The 20,369-nt window shown below is 45.0% G+C and carries 20 protein-coding genes; 10 read left to right on the forward strand and 10 right to left on the reverse strand.

The window, feature by feature from the left end; genetic code table 11:
- The first annotated feature begins 61 nt into the window (after positions 1-61).
- Positions 62-1,213, forward strand: a complete 1,152-nt coding sequence (gene metK / locus Q4Q54_RS00965) for a methionine adenosyltransferase (RefSeq protein ID WP_311889743.1) — start codon at positions 62-64, stop codon at positions 1,211-1,213.
- A gap of 299 nt (positions 1,214-1,512) precedes the next feature.
- On the opposite strand, the gene Q4Q54_RS00970 is transcribed toward metK, so the two are convergent.
- On the reverse strand, positions 1,513-1,638 hold the full coding sequence (locus tag Q4Q54_RS00970; protein WP_259512830.1) for a hypothetical protein: 126 nt from the start codon (positions 1,636-1,638) through the stop codon (positions 1,513-1,515).
- A 312-nt stretch (positions 1,639-1,950) separates the two neighbouring features.
- Positions 1,951-2,901, reverse strand: coding sequence for a helix-turn-helix domain-containing protein (locus Q4Q54_RS00975; protein ID WP_311899753.1), 951 nt, complete (start codon positions 2,899-2,901; stop codon positions 1,951-1,953).
- A gap of 137 nt (positions 2,902-3,038) precedes the next feature.
- On the opposite strand from Q4Q54_RS00975, the gene Q4Q54_RS00980 reads away from it, so the two are divergent.
- Both Q4Q54_RS00980 and Q4Q54_RS00985 read left to right on the forward strand, forming a co-directional pair.
- Positions 3,039-3,932, forward strand: a complete 894-nt coding sequence (locus tag Q4Q54_RS00980) for an MBL fold metallo-hydrolase (protein ID WP_311899751.1) — start codon at positions 3,039-3,041, stop codon at positions 3,930-3,932.
- Positions 3,933-4,795: 863 nt separating this feature from the next.
- Positions 4,796-5,200: a GNAT family N-acetyltransferase gene (locus Q4Q54_RS00985; RefSeq protein ID WP_311890935.1), complete on the forward strand. Its 405-nt coding sequence runs from the start codon at positions 4,796-4,798 to the stop codon at positions 5,198-5,200.
- Between the two features lie 38 nt (positions 5,201-5,238).
- Here Q4Q54_RS00985 and Q4Q54_RS00990 read toward each other — a convergent pair whose 3' ends face one another.
- Positions 5,239-5,589: a hypothetical protein gene (locus Q4Q54_RS00990; protein ID WP_311987282.1), complete on the reverse strand. Its 351-nt coding sequence runs from the start codon at positions 5,587-5,589 to the stop codon at positions 5,239-5,241.
- A gap of 80 nt (positions 5,590-5,669) precedes the next feature.
- A complete protein-coding gene (locus Q4Q54_RS00995; RefSeq protein WP_311987284.1) occupies positions 5,670-6,212 on the reverse strand; it encodes a GNAT family N-acetyltransferase in 543 nt (180 codons plus the stop codon).
- A gap of 168 nt (positions 6,213-6,380) precedes the next feature.
- Between Q4Q54_RS00995 and Q4Q54_RS01000 the strand changes: the two genes are divergently transcribed.
- Positions 6,381-7,397 (forward strand): GGDEF domain-containing protein, encoded by a 1,017-nt coding sequence (locus Q4Q54_RS01000; protein ID WP_311987286.1) that lies wholly within the window; start codon positions 6,381-6,383, stop codon positions 7,395-7,397.
- Positions 7,398-7,468: 71 nt separating this feature from the next.
- Here the strand turns inward: Q4Q54_RS01000 and Q4Q54_RS01005 are convergent, their stop codons facing one another.
- Complete coding sequence (locus tag Q4Q54_RS01005) at positions 7,469-7,699, reverse strand: hypothetical protein (RefSeq protein ID WP_106651524.1); 231 nt, start codon at positions 7,697-7,699, stop codon at positions 7,469-7,471.
- Positions 7,700-7,770: 71 nt separating this feature from the next.
- Here Q4Q54_RS01005 and Q4Q54_RS01010 point away from each other — a divergent pair, with 71 nt between their 5' ends.
- Positions 7,771-8,187, forward strand: coding sequence for an META domain-containing protein (locus Q4Q54_RS01010; RefSeq protein ID WP_106651525.1), 417 nt, complete (start codon positions 7,771-7,773; stop codon positions 8,185-8,187).
- Positions 8,188-8,310: 123 nt separating this feature from the next.
- Here the strand turns inward: Q4Q54_RS01010 and Q4Q54_RS01015 are convergent, their stop codons facing one another.
- Together Q4Q54_RS01015 and Q4Q54_RS01020 are read right to left on the reverse strand one after the other, a co-directional pair.
- Positions 8,311-9,645, reverse strand: coding sequence for a dicarboxylate/amino acid:cation symporter (locus tag Q4Q54_RS01015; protein ID WP_106651526.1), 1,335 nt, complete (start codon positions 9,643-9,645; stop codon positions 8,311-8,313).
- A 207-nt stretch (positions 9,646-9,852) separates the two neighbouring features.
- Positions 9,853-10,149 (reverse strand): hypothetical protein, encoded by a 297-nt coding sequence (locus tag Q4Q54_RS01020; protein WP_311905254.1) that lies wholly within the window; start codon positions 10,147-10,149, stop codon positions 9,853-9,855.
- A 214-nt stretch (positions 10,150-10,363) separates the two neighbouring features.
- On the opposite strand from Q4Q54_RS01020, the gene Q4Q54_RS01025 reads away from it, so the two are divergent.
- Positions 10,364-10,807, forward strand: a complete 444-nt coding sequence (locus tag Q4Q54_RS01025) for a GNAT family N-acetyltransferase (protein WP_006084032.1) — start codon at positions 10,364-10,366, stop codon at positions 10,805-10,807.
- A gap of 127 nt (positions 10,808-10,934) precedes the next feature.
- On the opposite strand, the gene Q4Q54_RS01030 is transcribed toward Q4Q54_RS01025, so the two are convergent.
- On the reverse strand, positions 10,935-12,230 hold the full coding sequence (locus tag Q4Q54_RS01030; protein WP_311890940.1) for an HAAAP family serine/threonine permease: 1,296 nt from the start codon (positions 12,228-12,230) through the stop codon (positions 10,935-10,937).
- A 450-nt stretch (positions 12,231-12,680) separates the two neighbouring features.
- On the reverse strand, positions 12,681-15,245 hold the full coding sequence (locus Q4Q54_RS01035) for an acylase (protein ID WP_311987289.1): 2,565 nt from the start codon (positions 15,243-15,245) through the stop codon (positions 12,681-12,683).
- Positions 15,246-15,489: 244 nt separating this feature from the next.
- Between Q4Q54_RS01035 and yjjX the strand changes: the two genes are divergently transcribed.
- The 3 genes from yjjX to Q4Q54_RS01050 all read left to right on the forward strand — a co-directional run bounded on the left by yjjX (position 15,490) and on the right by Q4Q54_RS01050 (position 18,222).
- Positions 15,490-16,050, forward strand: coding sequence for an inosine/xanthosine triphosphatase (yjjX, locus tag Q4Q54_RS01040; protein WP_071938525.1), 561 nt, complete (start codon positions 15,490-15,492; stop codon positions 16,048-16,050).
- 4 nt (positions 16,051-16,054) lie between these two features.
- A complete protein-coding gene (locus tag Q4Q54_RS01045) occupies positions 16,055-17,104 on the forward strand; it encodes a bifunctional helix-turn-helix transcriptional regulator/GNAT family N-acetyltransferase (RefSeq protein WP_006080319.1) in 1,050 nt (349 codons plus the stop codon).
- Positions 17,105-17,259: 155 nt separating this feature from the next.
- Positions 17,260-18,222: an IS5-like element ISSba21 family transposase gene (locus Q4Q54_RS01050; protein WP_012588486.1), complete on the forward strand. Its 963-nt coding sequence runs from the start codon at positions 17,260-17,262 to the stop codon at positions 18,220-18,222.
- Positions 18,223-18,424: 202 nt separating this feature from the next.
- On the opposite strand, the gene Q4Q54_RS01055 is transcribed toward Q4Q54_RS01050, so the two are convergent.
- Positions 18,425-19,297 carry a hypothetical protein gene (locus Q4Q54_RS01055; protein WP_006080317.1) on the reverse strand — a complete coding sequence of 291 codons (873 nt, stop codon included), beginning with the start codon at positions 19,295-19,297 and terminating at the stop codon, positions 18,425-18,427.
- Positions 19,298-19,950: 653 nt separating this feature from the next.
- Between Q4Q54_RS01055 and Q4Q54_RS01060 the strand changes: the two genes are divergently transcribed.
- Positions 19,951-20,346: a hypothetical protein gene (locus tag Q4Q54_RS01060; RefSeq protein ID WP_006084039.1), complete on the forward strand. Its 396-nt coding sequence runs from the start codon at positions 19,951-19,953 to the stop codon at positions 20,344-20,346.
- Positions 20,347-20,369 lie beyond the last annotated feature (23 nt).

The raw sequence follows: 20,369 nt of genomic DNA on the forward strand, positions 1-20,369 counted from the left end.
ATAGCCGTCTAGATGTAGATGCTTCTACACGTTTGAATGCTAACGACGAGATTTTCCTACTATGGCAAAGCACTTGTTTACTTCTGAGTCGGTCTCAGAAGGTCATCCCGATAAGATTGCAGATCAGATTTCTGATGCTGTGCTAGATGCAATTCTGGCTCAAGATCCAAAAGCACGCGTGGCGTGTGAAACTTATGTCAAAACTGGCATGGTATTAGTCGGTGGCGAAGTCACGACTTCTGCTTGGGTTGATATTGAAGAAATCACCCGTAAAACCGTGCGTGAAATTGGTTATACCCACTCAGATATGGGTTTTGATGCAGACTCGTGCGCGGTATTAAACGCCATTGGTAAGCAATCACCTGATATCAATCAAGGTGTAGACCGTGCCGACCCTGCTGAGCAAGGTGCAGGCGACCAAGGGTTAATGTTTGGCTATGCCAACAACGAAACCGACGTCCTCATGCCAGCGCCTATCACTTATGCCCACGCATTAGTGAAGCGTCAGTCTGAAGTGCGTAAAAACGGTACCCTGCCATGGCTGCGCCCAGATGCGAAAAGCCAAGTCACGTTTGCCTATGATGATGGCAAAATTGTTGGTATTGATGCCGTCGTATTGTCGACTCAGCACAGAGATGACGTATCACAAGCAGACTTAATTGAAGGCGTGATGGAAACCATCATCAAGCCAGTATTACCAGCTCAATGGCTAAACAAAGACACTAAGTTCTTTATCAACCCAACTGGCCGTTTTGTTATCGGTGGCCCAGTAGGCGATTGCGGCTTAACGGGTCGTAAGATCATCGTTGACACCTACGGCGGCATGGCCCGTCATGGTGGTGGCGCATTCTCTGGTAAAGACCCATCAAAAGTGGACCGTAGCGCGGCTTACGCTGCCCGTTATGTGGCAAAAAACATCGTTGCAGCAGGTCTTGCTGATCGCTGTGAAATCCAAGTGTCTTACGCTATTGGTGTGGCAGAGCCGACTTCTATCAGCATCGAGACCTTCGGTACGGGTAAAGTGTCTGAAGATTTGCTGATCAAGTTAGTACGTCAACACTTCGAACTGCGTCCATACGGTTTAACGGCCATGCTAAATTTAGCACGTCCAATTTATCAAGCGACTGCCGCTTATGGCCACTTTGGTCGTAACGAATTCCCTTGGGAAGCAACGGACAAAGCTGAAGCACTGCGCGCTGACGCGGGTCTATAATCGGTTTCGATTAAAACCCGTTAAGATTGCAAAATATAAAAACCGCTACCCAGCGGTTTTTTTATGCCTGCAATTTGGGTTCCCCAAAGCAAGATAATGGTATCGTCAGTTGTGCATCATTCATTATCATTGTTTTCCCTGTGACTCACCACCTCTTTGTTTAACAAAAAGCGTCCCTGAGGGCTCAACTAAAACATCCTGTTTTAGAAGGCCACAGGTGCAACAATGCCAATCCTAACCAACCCTCTCGCTGCCGTTCTGCGAAAAAGCTATTGCCCCAAAGCAAGATAACTTTGTTGTCAGTTTGCAGCATGAATTGTCATTGTTTCCCCTGTGACTCGCCATAAACTCGTCCCTGAGGGCTCGACGACGGCATCCATGCCGCCAACGGTCACAGTTGCAACAATGCCAATCTTAACTAACACTTCTGCTGTTCGTTTAGCTAAAAAAATATTGCCCCTAAGTGCGCCACGGCTCGAAGATCAGCCCTTTGTTATCTGATAATTTGAGATACTTAAAGTAATGGGTACCCAAAAGAAAGACCTGACCATGAGGGATTGCAAAAATCGTTACAGTGAATCAGACTTACCTAGTTTGGTTCACGGGCTGAACACCATCATTTCACGTTAGCTTTTGGCTAAAGTGCTTTCTATAGTGTACTTGTAAAAATCGAACACTCAGTAAAATCGGCGTTTATAGTTTATTTTAGAGTTGCTTCCAACATAGCTCTAACATCGTTAGTTTCCCGCAAACGTTTTACGCCAAGCACTTGGGCTAACTTGAAAACGTTGATTAAAATGTTGCCTAAATGACGTTGCAGTCTGAAAACCAACCATTTCAGACACTTTTTCTACAGGAAGTCGTGTACTTTCAAGAAGCTCAAGGCTACGTTGCAGACGAGCGTTCACAAGCCATTTTCCAAATGACATACCGGTAGCGTTGTTGAAATGCCGAGTAAAGGTACGGCGACTCATAAATAATTGGTCTGCTAAATCAGCGATGGAATATTGTTTGTCGAGGTTTTCACGTAAATAATCCAGTAACCGATTGACCTCTGCATCTTGAGTTGATTTTGGGATGGGTTGTGCAATAAATTGTGCCTGGCCGCCTTCTCTGTGTGGAGGTACAACTAAGATGCGCGCAACTTTATTCGCTGTTTTTGTCCCATAAAAAGACCTCACAATATACAAGCAACAGTCTAAAGCGGCTGCAGTACCTGCGGAAGTGACTACACGGTCGCTTTCAACATAAAGTGCGTTCGTATTTAGCTTTATATTTGGAAAACGAACAGTAAAATCGTCCTCTGCCATCCAATGAGTTGCCGCTTCTTTTTCATCTAATAGCCCTGAGTAGGCTAATGCGTAAGCACCATAGCAAAGCCCCACGACCGTAGATCCTCTTTCATGAGCTCTAACCAATACTTCAGAAATATTGGAAGCAGGCGGACTTTCTAGGTCATGCCACCCTGGAATGACGACTATATCTGCCAACTCAACGAGTTCTAATCCACCATCAGGCTGGACTGTCATCCAATTGTCAGAGTGTTGTGGCTTACAATCAATTGACACGATCTTTAAGTCAAAAATGGGTTTGCCATCTGGCTGCATCGAAAAAACGGCTTGAGGCACAGCGACATGAAACACGCTGAAATGAGGGTAGAGAATCAAAGCGACAGTTGGTACTTGCATGTGCAAAGCGCTCCCAAGTGAATCGTCATATCATTATTTGGCCCAATTGTTTCGATATTTGTCACTTGGGTCAATATTCCATCTCGTAAATACCGAAGATAATGTCTCATATTAATCAACCGCCAAAGAGATACATTATGAAAAACAAAGCTATCACCATCCTATTTACCTTAGGGCTTGCAACCATCATAAATAGCACCAATGCATTAGCTGAATCGGCTCCAACGCTGCATTCAGAACCACAGCAGGTTCAGTTTCAGCATATTCGAAATGCAACATCTAAACTCACTTATGGTGACACAACATTTTTAATAGACCCTATGCTGGCAAAGAAAGATACCTATTCTGGTTTTGCCGGTACTTACCGTAGTGAAATACGTATACCAATGATCGATTTACCCATGTCAGCTAAAGCTGTAATTGACAATGTAGACGCTGTTATTGTCACTCACACACATCTTGATCATTGGGATGATGCAGCACAAAGTGTAATTCCTAAAACGATGCCTTTATTTGTTCAAAATGAAGAGGATGCAAATACTATTCGCGCTCAAGGCTTTAAAGATGTGCGTGTGTTAGGCATTAAAACTCAGTTCAATGGTATTAGTTTAACCAAAACAGGTGGGCAGCATGGCACGGATGAAATGTATGCAATCCCAGAGTTAGCTAAATTGTTAGGAGAAGCTATGGGGGTGGTGTTACAAGCAGATAATTACAGTACTGTATATTTTGTCGGTGATACCATTTGGCGTAATGAAGTGGAAAATGCTCTAAATGAATTTAAGCCTGAAGTAGTTGTTCTTAACACAGGTGATGCTCGTTTAGACGGCCTTGAAGGCTCTATTATCATGGGTGAACAGGACACACTTCGAACTATTAAGCATGCACCTCAAGCTAACATTGTTGCTGTACACATGGATACGGTCAATCACGCAGCATTGACTCGTAAAGAGCTCAGGGAGTTTGTGCAAGAAGAAGGCATTGAAAAACAAGTATTAATTCCTGAAGATGGTGAATCGTTGAAGTTATAAGTATAGCTTCTTAATTAATTAGTCGTGGGTAAGGAACAAAGGGGGATAAGTGAGTACTCGAAGTAGTGAGCGAGTGAATCACTCTACACCAGACTGATTCACGTCAGCCGCTAAACCTCGTCCTATTGCCCTGTTTGCGGCTATTCTGGGGCGGTTTTTTCCCTTTAGATGAATCAAATCTCTAGAGAACTGATTCATGTCCCTGTTATGCCTATTCCGACTGGTTTTATCGTTTATTGATTAGTTTGTAGCCAAACGAAGCATTGCTAATAGAATAGCTAATCCGAATCTGGCTCATAAGAGTGAATTATCTAACAAGGTTTTGTCCAAAAGCTTGCTGGGTATCTCCTTCATACAGACTGGTTACACTAGTGCCCAAAAGGTGAGCAATGGTGATTGGCGAGACGACCGTCCGCCCCATGGACGGGGCGGTCGAGCATCCAAGGACGGACTGGCTGCGAGTCGACGAGCGAATGCCATGGCAAGCCTGTGTGAGTGGATACCCGTAAACGCTAAACTTCTAACAACTGAAATTACTGCTCCCAAAACACTACTTTCCAACACATTTCTGTCCAAAAGTATATTGTGTAATCTTTTCAATCCACAGGTTCCGCTAATACCAAAAAAGTGAGCCATGGTGATAGCGAGACGACCGTCGCCCCATTGACGGGGCGGTCGAGCATCAAAGGACTGACGAGCGAATGCCATGGCAAGCCTGCGTTAATGGATATCAGCCAACGAATCTAAATGCTATTACTCACCTTTAGTGCATTAAATCTAACGCACTTCTGTCCAACATTGAGTTTACTGATAGTTGCTATATGATTTGAAAGCAAAAAAATATTTTTAAGGAAGAAATTTAAGTGAAATTTGAAGTTATTCATGAAGAAAATAACGCGATTGTGGATGCGCTGGTAGACGGCGTTAGGCAATTTAATGCTGGGCTATTAGGGCCTGAGAAATCAGTGCCTTTGACTGTCATAGCACGTGATGAAAATGGCAAGTTGATTGGTGGTGTGGGTGGCAGGACTATCTATAAAAACTTCTTAATCAATGTGGTCTGGGTTGATGACCAAACCAGAGGCACAGGGCTTGGGTGCAAACTCATGGCGCTTGCTGAAGCTGAGGCGAAACAGCGGGGTTGCTTGGTAGCTCAAGTGGATACCTTGTCAATTCAAGCACCTGTGTTTTATGAAAAACAAGGGTTTGAGATCATAGGCATAGTCACCACTAACCCTCAGCGCATCTTTCTGATGAAGAAGTATTGATCAAAAAAGCGATTGAGAAACGGACTGAGTAAGCGCACTTAGCAATGGTCGAAATGGGCGTTTTGCATGCACAGTAGACCAATCTGCTCTTGGGATAAAATGGCGCACTCTAGCGCCTTTTTCGTATTCGTGCGGCTGACTTGCTCATCCGTCAGTCGCGTTATCGTCGCCGAATAGGCATTGGTTCGGCCACAATCGAGCCAAATATTCCCCACTTGTACCCAATAATGCTGCGCTTGTCCTGAATCGGAAACAAACTCGACTTCAAATCCCCTCGCCTCACATTCATGGTGAGAGCATTCAGATAAGACCAATCTCAAGTTGTCCCAAGCCGATAAATTGACTTCGGCATATGCCGTTAATAGTGACTCAACAAATTGTACTTTCATGTATTTATCTCCGTTATTTAACCTGAACTCGGGTTATTTACGCAGTAGAGATTGAATCCTTAATTTCTATCATCGAACAACTAAGCTTGGGTCTTTGCCGCCATTAAATAGTAATCCCGCGCTGAGACAGTGAAAAAATCCACCACCTGCATGTGCGCTTTTCCCGAGTGGGCGGCAAAGGAACGTTCATTATCTTCGGCAATAAAGGTCAACATATAGCTAAAATGCGGAGCAACTTGGCGACGAATTTCACTGACTAATGCCTCAAAAATCCCTTGTCCACGGTAGGTTTGCTGCACCCAAATCGGCCCGTATTGGCAAGAGTTGGTCTTAGTTAATTTAGGCCCATCCCAATCGAGTTGCGGCAAACGATTCAACAAAGTGCGATAAATGGGCCAATGTTCGAAAAATCCCCAACGGCCGGCAATCACATAACCGACGATCTGCTGCTCAACCTGCGCCACCACGACCCAATGATGCTGCACTAATTCGCTCAGTTCACTGTGGGAAAAAGCTTGCCCTTGCAGCCCCATACTGGCGGAGGCTAATTCATCATTGAGATGTTTTTTCTCTAGCATCGCTAATAAATCAACATCTTGGGGTAAGGCTAATCTAATCTTCACAGTGTTCTCACAGCATAATGTTGGCTTTAGGCCCAATTTAAGGCCGTCAGTATACTCGGTTGGCTTAGTAGGCACAGCTAGAACAAGGTGCTATTTAGTGCCTTGATTTGCTAAATCCCCTTTTATTTCCCAAACTTAATGGATATCTAGCCCTAGTTAGGCGTTTGTATGTTGCCAGAGACCATCAATCCCAACCTGAGTTTACTTGATAGCGACAATCAGCAAGTGAATCTCACTCGCTGGATGCACCAATGTGAGCTAATCAAAAGCTATTACAACGCTAACACGGTTTTTATATTCCAAAAGACCAGCGCAGGATTTGAGATCATTGTCAGCGCAATCACTGAAACACCACAATTTACCGCGGGCACTTTGTACCCCGCAGAACTAGAACTGTTTAAACAGATACAAAATAGCCAACCCGACGGTTTATATCAAAACCTCGGCAGTTTTATGTTGGATGATTTACCACGGGATTTTGATGGCATTCAGCACATTCTCTCGCGCCCAATCGCTTGGCCCGATGGCAGCCAATTTGGCGCCCTGTGCGTACTCAACCCACATATGGCAGAGCCGCTAGCCAATGCCGCTATGCTCGAACCGTTTCAGATATTGCTGCAACAGGAATTATCTCTGCTGTGCCAGAACCATCGCATTGAATCCCTTTCGATGCGCGACCAAGAAACCGGCATGCTCAATCATTATGGTTTTTTGATGATGGCGCCAAGACAGCTCAATTTAGGCCGCCGCTTTGGTGCCCATGCAGGCATCATTTTTTTTGAATTACTGAGTCCGGATAACACGCCCATCCCCCTCGAAGATAATCACCACAGGCTATTAGGCAAGTTGATCCAAGATACGATACGGACCGCCGACGTTGCCGCCCACTACAACACCACGCAATTTGTGGTACTGGCCTTTGTCGATGGTGAACGGGATATTCAACATATTATGAAGCGGGTTGAAAAACTGCTTGAACAGCAAAATCATCTACTTAGACTCGATGCGAGCTACAGTTTTTTCACCCCGGAATCCAGCGCCAAACTCGCGCCCATGATGGAACTCGCGCGGGGTAAACTCGATTCTATGCGCCCAGCCATGCCTGAGATTGAAGACTCGCCAATTAAGCACGCCATAGACTCAAGCTTATACGATAATCCCGCCGCAGATTCGGCGGCGCTTTAAGTTAATCAAGCAGTGATTTAATCAATTTTAGGCTTAACTGAAATATAGATTTAATTTGAGGCAGTACAAAATCACTTAGATTGCTCATCCTGGCGCTTCGCCCATTGGATAAACAGCACCACGGGATAGGGTGACATAAGGACCAATCCTAAGCCAATCAGGCTTGAGATCAGTAACATGCCGCTTATCTCTAGACTCCATTGAGTCAACATATAGAACCCAAGTCCACAAACTAGCATCAATACGCCTAACCAATGTAAAAACTTCAACAAATTCATAGTACTTTTAAATGAGTCCGACATATAAACCTCTTTAGATCTTTGATAAAACTTGTCACACTATGGCCATAACCATGGAAAAAGGAACCGTAACGATGTTAAAACAAACATTCATCTTAGGTGCGCTACTGTTGGGACTCACCGCCTGCCAAAGTACCGATGTCGCCCAAAATGAGACCATTCCATTAGAGGGCAGCTGGCACATTGAGATGGTTCAAGGCCAACCGACTATCGATTACAGCCCAGCGCAAATTACCTTTGAGGCCGAAGGCAAATTACACGGCAACAACAGCTGTAATAACTTTTTCGGTCAATATACTCAGCAAGGCCAAGAGCTTAAGCTATCTCCTGCCGGTAGCACAATGAAAGCCTGTGTCGATGCGCTAATGCAGCAAGAGCACAAAGTCATGCAAGCAATGCCATTAGTGGCCAAAGCTAAGTTAGTGCAAGGTCGCCTGACGCTACTTAACAGCGACGGCAAGCCAGTGCTAGTCTTGAGTCAATTGAAGTAAGCCCTGTGAAGTAAGCGAACTGAAGTAAACTCAACGAGATAAGCTTCAGCAAAGTACAATTGACTCACATAAAAAAACCGCCATTGGCGGTTTTTTCGTTCTACAACCAGCAGCCGAAGACGACTAGACTTTAGCGCTTTGCTCAGCCGCGGTTTCGAGGGCGATATTCTGCTCGGCTAGCACGGCACTTTGCACCATATCGGCATTGTAGTGCTCCATATCCAATTCATCCTCAGATTTAGCAATCACAGTTGTCGCCACTAAGTCACCGGATACGTTAACTACCGTGCGTGCCATATCCAAAATCCGGTCAATCCCAGCAATTAACGCCACGCCTTCCAAGGGTAAACCGACTGTCGATAATACTAACGTCAACATCACCAAACCCGCGCCTGGTACGCCCGCCGTACCAATTGAGGCTAAGGTCGCCGTTAAAATAATGGTGAGGTAATCTACCCAAGTTAAGTCAATACCAAAAGCTTGGGCGACAAAAAGAGCCGTCACACCTTGATATAAAGCGGTGCCATCCATGTTAATAGTTGTACCCAGCGGCAATACAAAACTGGAAATTTTCTTGTTCACACCTAAGTATTCGCTGGCGCATTTCATGCTCGCAGGTAAGGTACCCGCTGAACTAGAGGTAGTAAATGCCACAGCCATTGCATTACTGATCCCCTTGAAAAAATGTAGAGGATTCAGCTTAGAAAACATACTCAAAACAATACTGTAGAAGCCTAATACGTGAATAATGCAGCCAACGTAGACGGCAACAATAACCTTAAGCAGAGGGAGTAACATTTCAATCCCGTATGCTCCCGCCACCCAAGCCATCAATCCAAATACGCCATAGGGCGCCAGCTTCATCACCATATCGGTTAACTTGTACATGGCTTCAGCAAGACTCTCGAACACTTTAATCGCTGGTTTTCCATGGTCACCGATCAACACTAAGGCAATCCCTAAGGCAACCGCAAAAACGATAACTTGCAAGATCTGACCGTTAGCTAACGCCGCGATAGGGTTGGTTGGGACTATATCAATCAGAGTCTGCATTACCGAAGGCACTTCCTTCGCTACATCAGAAACACCTGAGGGTAAGGGTAAATCAAGACCCGCACCAGGCTGGATAACATATCCAACGGCCAATCCAATACTGATAGCAATTGCCGTAGTACAAAGATAGAAAGTAAAGGACTTAAAACCAATCCGGCCCATCTTGGCAGTGTCTTCCATCGAAGTCACACCCACGATCAGTGAACAAAACACTAACGGCACAATCAACATCTTAATAATATTGACGAATAAGGTTCCAATCGGTTTTAACACCGTCGCTTGCTCACCTAATACTACGCCAACCGTAATTCCGAGCACCATACCGACTAGAATTTGTAGCCACAGAGGCACTGACATCCAGTAGGACCATGTACGGCCTAACATTGATGACGTTTGTTTTGACATGTTAATAACCTTGAATTTGAAATGAAGAACGGGCGAATGCCTATCCTTGGCTGGCACTAATTTATTCCCCAAATTAGCTGAGCGCAGAGTCTAGCATAACGGGCAAAAATCTAAGGATGATCTGTATCACGTTGATGCCAACCGCCGTAAAACCAGCCAAATATGCCAACGACATCGACCAACGCGACTGCATACTTAACCTTTATATTAAGCATCAAAATAGACTGTCACCATAACGGGTGCAATTTGCTGACGATAAAGCGCTGCTGGCGGTTGCTCACGTTCAATCAAGTAACTCCAGTAATCGTCATCAAAACCACTGAAAATAAAGTCAGACTTACCCTTAGCTTTCAAGATCAACCACCACCAAACTAATCCCCATAAACCAAAGCTCAATAAAGTGAATACAAAGTGTAAACGATGATTAATTTTCTCATCAGCACCAAGATCAAAGGCAGGTAAAACCTTAAGCTTATAGCGGCGTGTAGACTTAACGAATCCCATCATTAGCTCACTTAGTTCAAAAAGGGCACTAGAGATAAGCCTAGCAGATAAGACTTTAGTCGTACAAAAATCCGCAGCAACAAATAAGCTCACTCCGCCAAACCTGCGACTGTCGAACTCGTTATCCCACAATGTTCCATGCTAAAGTGAGCCACAAAATGGTTGTTCACTAAACAAGAGCGGTATTACTCAATAACCGCCTAGGAGTTGTTGTATGTTGATCCGTAAAGCTAAAGCTCAGGACCTCAGTGCCTTAGTCCAATTTAATCAGGCGATGGCCCAAGAAACCGAAGGCTTAGCCTTAGATGAAGCGACACTAACCCGCGGCGTGGGCACGCTACTTGAAAGTCCGCAAAAAGGCTTTTACCTCGTCGCCGAAATTGAAGGTGAGATAGTCGGCTCGCTTATGGTGACATTTGAATGGAGCGATTGGCGCGCCAAGGATTATTACTGGATCCAGAGTGTATATATTCGCCCGCAAAATCGTCGCCAAGGCATTTATGGCAAGCTCTACAGTGAAGTCAAACAACTGGCCGAAGCCAATGGTGGCGCTGCCAGCTTCCGTTTATATGTTGAGCAAGAAAACCTCGCCGCCCAGCAGACCTATCAAGCCTTAGGGATGAAGCAGAGTTACTACTTAATGTACGAAGAAAAATAAATCCTTCAATAGCTTATTCACAATAAAAAAGGATCGGGCCAATGGCACGATCCTTTTTTTACGAGTCACGATTCAGATTAAAAGCCTAACGCTAACTCCTCGTTAAGCTTCACTGCACTCGCAAAACTTAACGGAAGAAACCAAACAGAATCGCCGTCATCGCCAGTAAACCTGCAATGATCACGAAGATATTGCTGATACGGCCACGATAGGCTTTTAACGCTGGCACTTTATACACGGCATACATAGGCATCAAGTACAGGATAGCCGCGATAATTGGGCCGCCTAAAGCTTCAATCATGCCTAAGATACTTGGGTTGATCACAGCCACAGCCCAGATAGTGACAAACATAAAGCCTAGGATGAACTTGTTGATCTTAGCGTCAGTGACTGATTTGCCGCTTGAGCGTAACTGCTTAACGATCACGCCTTTCATGCCTTCTGTCGCGCCCATGTAATGGCCGAAGAAAGAGGACACAATCGCGATAAAGGCGATTAACGGACCAAAGTAGCTCACAAAACCACTTGAATGCACGTTGGCTAGGTAAGACAGAATCGGTAAGTTCTGCGCTTTCGCTTCTGCCAATTGGGCTGGTGATAACGACAGCACACAAGAGAACACAAACAACATCACAAAGCCCACTAACATCATCGAAGTGTTACGTAAAATCACGTCGGCTTTACGAGAAGCATTGGCGCCATGATCACGTTTTAGTGACACAGAGAACTGTGAAATCGCAGGAGAATGGTTAAAGGCGAACACGAGCACAGGAATCGTTAACCAAACTGTACCTAAAAATGCACCCGCTTCTGGCACAACTTGTAAGGCATCCATTTTCCATTCTGGGATCAGGTAGATAGACATAAAGGCCAAAATACCCACCAGCGGATACACCAGTAATTGTGTCACTTTCAGCATGAACTTTTCACCCGCAACCATCACAGCCATCATACCGAGGATCAATACACCCGATAGAATGAAGCGTGGTGGCGAGGCCATACCTAATTGGTTGACGATAAAGCTATCAACAGTGTTAGTAATGCCCACACCGTAAATTAATACAATCGGGTAGATAGCAAAGAAATACAGTACGGTAATGGCCTTACCTGCGCCAACACCAAAATGCTCTTCTACGACTTGGGTAATGTCGCTACCGGGAATGCTTGATGAACAAACAAAACGAGATAAACCTCTGTGAGCAAGATAGGTCATAGGACCGATAATTGCCGCCATTAATACCAAAGGCCAAAAGCCGCCCATGCCCGCATTGATGGGTAAAAATAAAATTCCAGCGCCTACGGCAGTGCCAAATAAACTCAACATCCAAGTCGTATCTTGGCGAGTCCAAGGTAAATGTTTCGTTGAATCTAGATTCTGTGTGCTTTGAGGTGTTCCAAGAACACTGGTCGCATCTTTTTGCATATAAAAGTTACCTTACGGTGTGACTAGCATAATAAATTCGCGCTAAGGATAACCAAAAAAAGCTCATAAAAGTTGATCTGACACGGCTTTATGTAAGGGAATTTCATAATAAACTGATATTGAGATCTAGATCGCTGATTTAATGTAATAAATTTTCAATATGGCAGCAAAAAACACACATAAAAAACCGCTTAACGACACAATATTTTCACCTCAAACCAAAGCCAGTGACATAGCATAAGCGCCGAGAAAAACACCTATTCGGAGATAAGTCACAAAAATCAGCAAAACACGATCCAGTACCGCATATCGATAGCTAGAGTCGATCAAGATCACATCCGCTAATGTTAAATTTTTACAAGTCGCTATCAGTTGTAAAAGCGTATAAAAAACGGCTCACTGCGGAACCAACGCCGGAGTGAGCCGTTAACGATTAACGCAAAATCAGACTTAAGGTTTCTGTAACGTGAGCTCAGTGGTCGACACCACGGCTGGCGCTATATCGGCCTCTTTGAACAACAACGGACGGAAACTTTTCTCGCTTGAGTACAAGATACTTTGATCGGCAAACGCTGGCGTTAGGATATTACTCGACTCAGAGTAAGTTAAAATTCCCCGCGCCACTGGCCCTTCGTCAGTAAAGTTCACCGCCATCATCCAGCTCGACCCATAACGCACTTGGTATCCCTTCGCCGTTAAGCCAGAACTCATCGCCTTGCCAGTAACCACGTCCATCACAGCTGCGTACTTGTGCTGCGGGATTAAAGTGTCGTCACCCGACAGACTGGTCGAGAACACGTTGAATCCACCCTCGGCATTGTGGCTACCCGGCCAAGGTAAACGCGACCCGCTTGGTGTACCGTCAGGCAGCGATTTCTCCACAAATTGCACCTCACCCAATGGCGCATCTAAGGCAAAACCGGCCGCCTCAAGATTCAGTGCACTGTGGGCTAAGGCCACTAAGGCGCTGCCATCTGTGGTCAAGGTTTTAGGTGTCGTCGCCGCATTGGCGGGATCGAATCCTTGGGTCAACATGGTCGTTTGGCTGAATTGGTGGGCAAACTCACGCAGTAAAGCACCGCCTTTGCTGTCGTTATCTTGCTTACCATTCCACGCTTTTAACGCCGTGCACGCCGAAGTGACATCCTTAGATAAACTCGCCGACACCACAACAGGCGTGCTGCCTTGGGCATCACACTGGGCAATCAAATCAGGCAGCACTAACTCAGCAAGATAACTGCGATTAGACAACACCGCCGCTTCGAGTTCTTCCAAGCTAAACTTGCCATCTGCCCCAGCCGCATCCTGCATTAAGCTCAAGCCCATCCGCGTTCGCAGCGACAATTGCCCTGCTTCTGGTCCATACATGGGCGAGAAATAAGTCAGCGGCTCGTTCAAGTTGGTCGACCAGAATGAGTCATTGGAGTTTTGCACAAAGTCGCTGCGCTCAAGCTTGGGCGCACGCTCATAGGGTGTTGGACCATCAAAACTAAACAACGATGTGTTACCGGGTAAAATCGTAAATCCGGCCTTAGCCTTAGCCGCTTTAATATCCGGTGAGGTTTTTAACAACACCACTGCCGATTCAGACAATCCCGGGACTGTCGAGTCGTCGATGTAGAAAGCATTGCCCTCTTTATCGGCGTACATAGTGTTATTGAAGATAACGCCGTCGTAGTCCTTAAAGGCCTGTTGGAACTCCTCTTTATTGGTCGCCATGTCCATCGCTAACCAATGGTCAACGGGGTCCATATTGCCCATATTGGCATCTTGGAGCATAAAGGCGCTGCCATCATCCCAACCAAAAGGCGCTAAAGCAGCTGGCGCTTCGACCATAGGGCCTTTTGCCGTGGTGTAAATATCCTTCTCGGCCACTAACATGCCGGCAGGACTTGCATTCACTAGAATCGATACCGTCTCTTTGGTGATCGGCATTGGTTTGCCATCGAACAGATATTGCATCCGATCGCCCGAGACTAACTCTAAGTTATACATCACAAAATGTTCGGCGGTAGAGAAGGTATGAGTCCACGCTAAATCTTTGTTAAAACCGATATTAATCGGCCCTGGCATACCCACAAGCGAACCGCCCATCATGTCTAAATGCCCAGGGATCGTAATATGGGACTGCCAAAAACGCAGGTTACCCGTATGCGGAAAATGCGGATTACCGAGCACCATGCCTTTACCGTTCTCGGTTTTATCCTTACCTAAACCCCAACCATTAGAGCCTAATCCTCGGGGATTGGTCTCTGGCGTGGTGATGCGGGCCGCGCGGGCAATCAACTTAGACTGCATATCGGCCACAAATGCGGTTTGGTCTTGGCTGGGCGCAGGCCCTACGATACGCGGCATATATTCCTGCGCATCCCCCGGGTTAGCGTAAAAAATCAAATCGAGGAAGTTGGCGGCGCCCGGTAACAAAGCGATTGAAAACAAATAAGTCACCACATCCTCTGGCACTATAGGTTTCACCCAAGGCTGACCGCCACAGAAAGGTTCTGCCGTTTGTTTACCCGCTTCGACATCGGCAAGATATTGGTTATAACCAGAGGTAAAACCTTGGATCAACGCCCGAGAGTTTTCACTAAACTGTGGCCATTTTTCTTCGGCTTGTGCTCTGATCTTTAACGCTTTGTAGGCAAAGTCAGAGATCAAGTTGCCGTTATCTTCCGCTGTGGGTTGGCCCGTAGTGAAGTCAATCGACGCATGGGGGCCAAAGTACATGGAACGCTGCGAGTTAGCCTTAATAAAGCCATCGGCTAACACACATAAATTGTCCTGTGCCTGCGCATAACCACTACCAAAACCTAAGCTTTCTAAGTTATCGGCTTGGATATGTGGCACGCCGTAGGTGGTGCGGCGAATATTGGCTTTGAGTAAACCGTTGGGGGCAAAAGCTTGCAGTTGAGTTTCGGGTTCGGTGGGTGTAGTGCTATCTTCGCTATCGTTACAGCCGGCGAGTATTACACCGCAGGCCATCCCCATAGCGATCACGAGTTTGTTGAATTTCATTATTATTATCTCTTGGTTTTGGTTCCTTCAATTGCCTATCCCTGCCTCCATTACTGAAAGAGCAATAGACATATGTCGCTTCCTAGTCCCTAAGGCTGGCTATTGCCTCCCCTACTGTTGGCTTTTTACTGAGCTTCGCCGACGACTGTGGCAGAATAGAAAACCCAAACACTTAGACACCTCATACCATTTAAGCAATGATTCAAACGAGCGTCTACATTAAAAGCCGAATTAAATAACTTATATGCAACAAAACATTATCAAGATAAAAGTGGGTTCTAAAAACCCAGTAAAAATCAACGCAGCAACCAAAGCGATGGCACAACTGTTCCCTGACAGTATCATAGAAGCCAGCGGTATGGATGCGCCTTCAGGTGTTGCTGCGCAGCCAATGACAGATAAAGACACTCGCCAAGGGGCGATTAATCGGGTGCACTACTGTCAACAACAGGATCAACAAGATACTCAAGCCGACTACTATTTTGCGATGGAAGGCGGTGTCGATTGTTTCGACTTTGGCCCAGCCACATTCGCCTATATCGCCATTGGGCATAAAGACCAACTTGCCATTGGCCGCAGCGCAATTTTACCTCTGCCAATGCAGGTTTATCGGGCATTAGAAGCAGGTGAAGAACTCGGGCATGTGATGGATAGATTGTTCAATACCGTCAATATCAAACAAAAAGGCGGTGCCATAGGTTTGCTCACCCACGGCCACGCGACCCGTGAAAGTAATTACACCCAAGCGATTATTCTCGCCATGGCGCCGCTATTAAATCCCGATATTTACGCACAAACTTGTTAGTAACATGTTGCAAGCGCAGTTGAAGCCCGCTAACTTAGTTGTGACATGCAACCAAACCCATTCGACTATGGCTCACACAGACGCACCATCGACTCCAGATCCAGTTAAGCCTGTAATTCACGCTAAGCAAACGGCGGAGTCAGGCTCCTCCGCTCAACTCAGGCACTTATCTCGCTATCTGGTGAGGAATTTAGGCATGCTCAACGCCGCCTTTGGAGATTTGCCCCTCTCGCCAGTTCAAGCCCACGCCTTGTTTGAGATAGGCAAGCAGCCGCTGACCATCAAAGAGCTGGCCTGCAAACTCAGCATAGATAAGTCCAATGCGAGCCGAGCCATTAAGCATCTGATTGATAAAAATCTTGCCCAGAGTCAAATACACCCACGGGACAGTCGCTGTTTAGTCGTACAACTCACGCCCGCGGGGAAGAAGTTACTCCTGAAATTAGATACTCAGCAAAATCAATTATTTCAAGAGATCTTAGCCCAACTGACTCCGGCACAAACCTCACAAATTGAAGAGGCACTCATGTTATATAACCAAGCCGTACATAACGCCAAACACCAAAGTGGCTGCCACATTCGCCAAGCCACAGCCCAAGATGATGCCGCGATTGCCAAAGTCATCCGCGATGTCTCGGCCGAATACGGCTTAACCGCAGATAAAGGTTATAGCGTGGCCGACCCGACCTTAGATTGCCTCAGCCAGATTTACTCCCAAGCGGGCGCCAACTATTGGATTATTGAATTAGAGGGTCGCATTCTAGGCGGCGCCGGCATTGCGCCGTTAGCCAACAATGAGGGTGTTTGTGAATTGCAGAAAATGTACTTTATGCCCGAAATTCGCGGTAAAGGACTCGCAACACGTGTAGCGCTAATGGCACTCGATTTCGCCCGCGAAACGGGTTATCGAAGCTGCTATTTAGAAACCACAGCCGCGTTAAATGAAGCCGTAAAACTCTATGAGAAATTGGGCTTTGTACATCTATCCGCTCCCCTAGGCAACACAGGCCACGACGCCTGCGAAATGCCAATGCTGCTAGAGCTTAATCAATAGAACACGAAGCAAAATTCAAACTGAAGTAACAATGCCAAGCAGCGATGATTCAACTTGTTTGGCATTATCAATTTGTATCGGCGTTGTTGCACAAATCAGTGAACTAATCGGTGTTGCCATGATCAGATCTTCTGACTCACCTTCAGGACGGCAACATGGGCAAATCAATACGTAAAATAGTTAATTGGAAGCAATACAACCAAGCGTTAGTGAACCGTGGTTCGCTCACCTTCTGGGTGGATGAAGCTGCAGTAAAAGCGTGGTACTGCAATGAGCATCATGGCGGGCGTGGTCGCGGTTTTAGCTATAGTGATGTGGCGATTGAAACCGCGTTGATGATCAAAGGCATCTTTAATTTATCGTTGCGTGCGCTAGAAGGCTTTCTCAACTCTTTGTTTACGTTGATGAGTGTGCCACTTAAATCTCCCGATTACACTTCTATCAGTAAACGCGCTAAGACAGTCAATATCAAGTACCGCAACCCCAGTCGCGGACCGATAGCGCATGTTGCTGTCGATGCCACGGGCCTGAAAGTGTTTGGTGAAGGCGAATGGAAAACGCGCAAGCATGGCAGCGAAAAACGCCGCACATGGCGCAAGTTGCACTTAGCCATAGATGCAAGCACTCACGAAGTCGTTGCAGCTGAAGTCAGTGTTGTGTCAGTAGGCGATAATGAAGTACTGCCGACTTTACTCAATCCTTTACGGCGAAAGATAACGCAGGTATCGGCAGATGGGGCTTATGATACAAAGGGTTGTTATCAATTACTGCGACGTAAAGGCTGCAAAGCTACCATCCCACCGCGCTCAAATGCGGGGTTATGGGAAAAGGGGCATCCACGCAATGAAGCGGTAGAAGCACTGAAAGCGGGTCAGCTGAAACAATGGAAAATCGATAACGGCTATCACCAGCGCTCTCTAGCAGAGACCGCCATGGGCCGATATAAACAGTTGAATAGTCCAATGCTAAGTTTACGTGATTACAATGGGCAAGTTGCAGAGGCATTGGCTGGTGTGAAGGCGATGAACAAAGTCATTAGACTGGGTATGGCCGTTCGCCAGCAAGTTGCTTATTCGGGCAGAAGTCTTGGAACGATTACGTTCTATGAAATGATTTAATCAACAACGCCATTTGTATCAACAAATGTTATTCAGCAAGATGATTTTAATTATCAGTCTTAGGGCATAGTCTTTCTTAACTTACATGCATTAAAATATGGCAATTTTACCTCGCTCAATTTTTAATAAATTGAAAATCGTTTGGCACAAAATTTATGCCTTTCCGATCTTTCTTACTGCCTGATTTAATACCTGATCTACGTCACTGACTCTCGACTCGATGTTCTTCATATGAATTCCCACTTTTTAAACTTTTGTGGAAACGGTAAACAGGAAACCCTTGAGAGTCATAGACATCAATATTTAGAGACCTACTTAATCTAAATCCAGGAACATTTCGTATCCACATACCATCGCGGTATTCTGTATACATATAACTTACTTTCCCGTCATATGATTTAAACTCACATCTTCCAACTGTGAATTTACAAGACTCCTCGCCCGACAAGACATATCTAGGCGGAGAGTAATTCTTTGCAAAATTAAATAAATATCCATCTTTAAACTTATATTTACCCACAGTACCATCGGAAGAGTTTACATTTGTGTAATCAAAATAATACTCCCCTTCCTTTTTTTCTTTTAATATAAAAGCACTACCAACAAGTTCGTTTTCGCTTAGTGGCAACAATCTGAACTTCCAGCCAATATCTTTATTAAGCGGTTGAATTTTTTTAACATTATCGGGAGAAAGCAAATCACCTCTATACTTCATCAGTGTTTCAGCAAGTAGAGGTGAAACATCAAAGCTAGGTATAGACGAATCTTCCTTAATATAACTACTACAACTAGCCTCTATGCTCTTCATATGCTGCAACATAACTTGGTTCATGACTAATTGTACTTTATTTTGATCTTTGAGCACATTCTCACGTAAAGAGGATGGCATATGTTTAATTACAAGTTCTGAAAAGCAATTACAATAAGCAGCATTATTAAAACGAGTATTACAAGCCGACCTTACAGAATCTAAATACTCCCCATTTGCTTGGGGAGATGTAACTTGTGCATTTATGCTACAACTGATTATAAGGGCAGAGCAAAAAACAAGCATTTCTTTTATAGCTATTTTCATTTTAATATTCCACAGGGGCAATCAACCACAACCCTAGATTCCAAGAATAACCGACACACTTTAGTATAGAAAAGAGGGGGCGGTTACTTATGAGCTTCAAGCTCTTACACAATCAGCCAAAGTCACCAAATGGTGAAACCATTATAATCAACTAAGAAAAACATGGCCACCCATTGTTAAACTTTCTAGATGTACAATTGTACATAACAAAATTTCTGGTTTATAAGGGGTTTAGAGTAATAAGGTATAGTCATAGAAGTGACCGTTTGCGGCAATTCTATCGTCTATTAAACTTAAAGATTGCATCGATGCTCAACAGGAGAGTCAGGGTTATTTGCGAGGCGACCGTCCGCCCCATGGACGGGGCGGTCGAGCATCCAAGGATGGACTTGAACAACATCCCTGTTTAACTGCCAGTTCGCCGTCCATGGCTCTCGTTCATAAGCTCAGAAACCCTAGGTTTCTATTCACCGTGTCGATAAGCCAATGCCATGGCGAGCCTATTCAGGAGTAATGTGGAAGTAACTTTGACCCCAATCCTTAAAGCAACCTCAATGACTATTCGCTTAGACGTAAGCCGAAAGCAGATTATGTTGTTGATTTTAAATGGCTGGTAAAGTTTTCAATTTGATTATCTGTTCTAAGGAGAGAGCATGTTTTTTACATTACTGTTTATTACATTTGCACTATCTATAACCGTTTCATTTCTAGTTGTTTCGATTTTCAAAAAACCACTAGGAGAAATATTTTCTCGAATAATTCAAGATTCAATCAGTGCCGCTTGGCAAAAATATATTATTTTTGCCACATACGTTGTGGGCATTTCTGGTGGAGTTAGAATTTATGATTTAGAACGCTACATTACCGCTCGACATAAAGATGTTGAAATTCTACAGCTAACTCTAGAACGTTGGACTATTGAGATCTATCGGACAATTATTGAAACTTTGCAAAGTATCGCATGGATGTATCTTATCGTATTTATATTTGCCCTTATCGCATATGTCATTGTTAGAGGCTTTGAACTTAAAAACGCTAACAAGCAATAAACAAAACTCGCGTTAAGTTGCCT

Source organism: Shewanella sp. SP2S2-4, assembly GCF_031932025.1.
GTDB lineage: Bacteria > Pseudomonadota > Gammaproteobacteria > Enterobacterales > Shewanellaceae > Shewanella > Shewanella baltica.

Coding starts and splice junctions, on each gene's coding strand:
- metK (WP_311889743.1), top strand. CDS start 62: ATGGCAAAGCACTTGTTTACTTCTGAGTCGGTCTCAGAAGGTCATCCC.
- Q4Q54_RS00975 (WP_311899753.1), bottom strand. CDS start 2,901: ATGCAAGTACCAACTGTCGCTTTGATTCTCTACCCTCATTTCAGCGTG.
- Q4Q54_RS00980 (WP_311899751.1), top strand. CDS start 3,039: ATGAAAAACAAAGCTATCACCATCCTATTTACCTTAGGGCTTGCAACC.
- Q4Q54_RS00990 (WP_311987282.1), bottom strand. CDS start 5,589: ATGAAAGTACAATTTGTTGAGTCACTATTAACGGCATATGCCGAAGTC.
- Q4Q54_RS01000 (WP_311987286.1), top strand. CDS start 6,381: ATGTTGCCAGAGACCATCAATCCCAACCTGAGTTTACTTGATAGCGAC.
- Q4Q54_RS01005 (WP_106651524.1), bottom strand. CDS start 7,699: ATGTCGGACTCATTTAAAAGTACTATGAATTTGTTGAAGTTTTTACAT.
- Q4Q54_RS01010 (WP_106651525.1), top strand. CDS start 7,771: ATGTTAAAACAAACATTCATCTTAGGTGCGCTACTGTTGGGACTCACC.
- Q4Q54_RS01015 (WP_106651526.1), bottom strand. CDS start 9,645: ATGTCAAAACAAACGTCATCAATGTTAGGCCGTACATGGTCCTACTGG.
- Q4Q54_RS01020 (WP_311905254.1), bottom strand. CDS start 10,149: ATGGGATTCGTTAAGTCTACACGCCGCTATAAGCTTAAGGTTTTACCT.
- Q4Q54_RS01025 (WP_006084032.1), top strand. CDS start 10,364: ATGTTGATCCGTAAAGCTAAAGCTCAGGACCTCAGTGCCTTAGTCCAA.
- Q4Q54_RS01030 (WP_311890940.1), bottom strand. CDS start 12,230: ATGCAAAAAGATGCGACCAGTGTTCTTGGAACACCTCAAAGCACACAG.
- Q4Q54_RS01035 (WP_311987289.1), bottom strand. CDS start 15,245: ATGAAATTCAACAAACTCGTGATCGCTATGGGGATGGCCTGCGGTGTA.
- yjjX (WP_071938525.1), top strand. CDS start 15,490: ATGCAACAAAACATTATCAAGATAAAAGTGGGTTCTAAAAACCCAGTA.
- Q4Q54_RS01045 (WP_006080319.1), top strand. CDS start 16,055: ATGTTGCAAGCGCAGTTGAAGCCCGCTAACTTAGTTGTGACATGCAAC.
- Q4Q54_RS01050 (WP_012588486.1), top strand. CDS start 17,260: ATGGGCAAATCAATACGTAAAATAGTTAATTGGAAGCAATACAACCAA.
- Q4Q54_RS01055 (WP_006080317.1), bottom strand. CDS start 19,297: ATGAAAATAGCTATAAAAGAAATGCTTGTTTTTTGCTCTGCCCTTATA.
- Q4Q54_RS01060 (WP_006084039.1), top strand. CDS start 19,951: ATGTTTTTTACATTACTGTTTATTACATTTGCACTATCTATAACCGTT.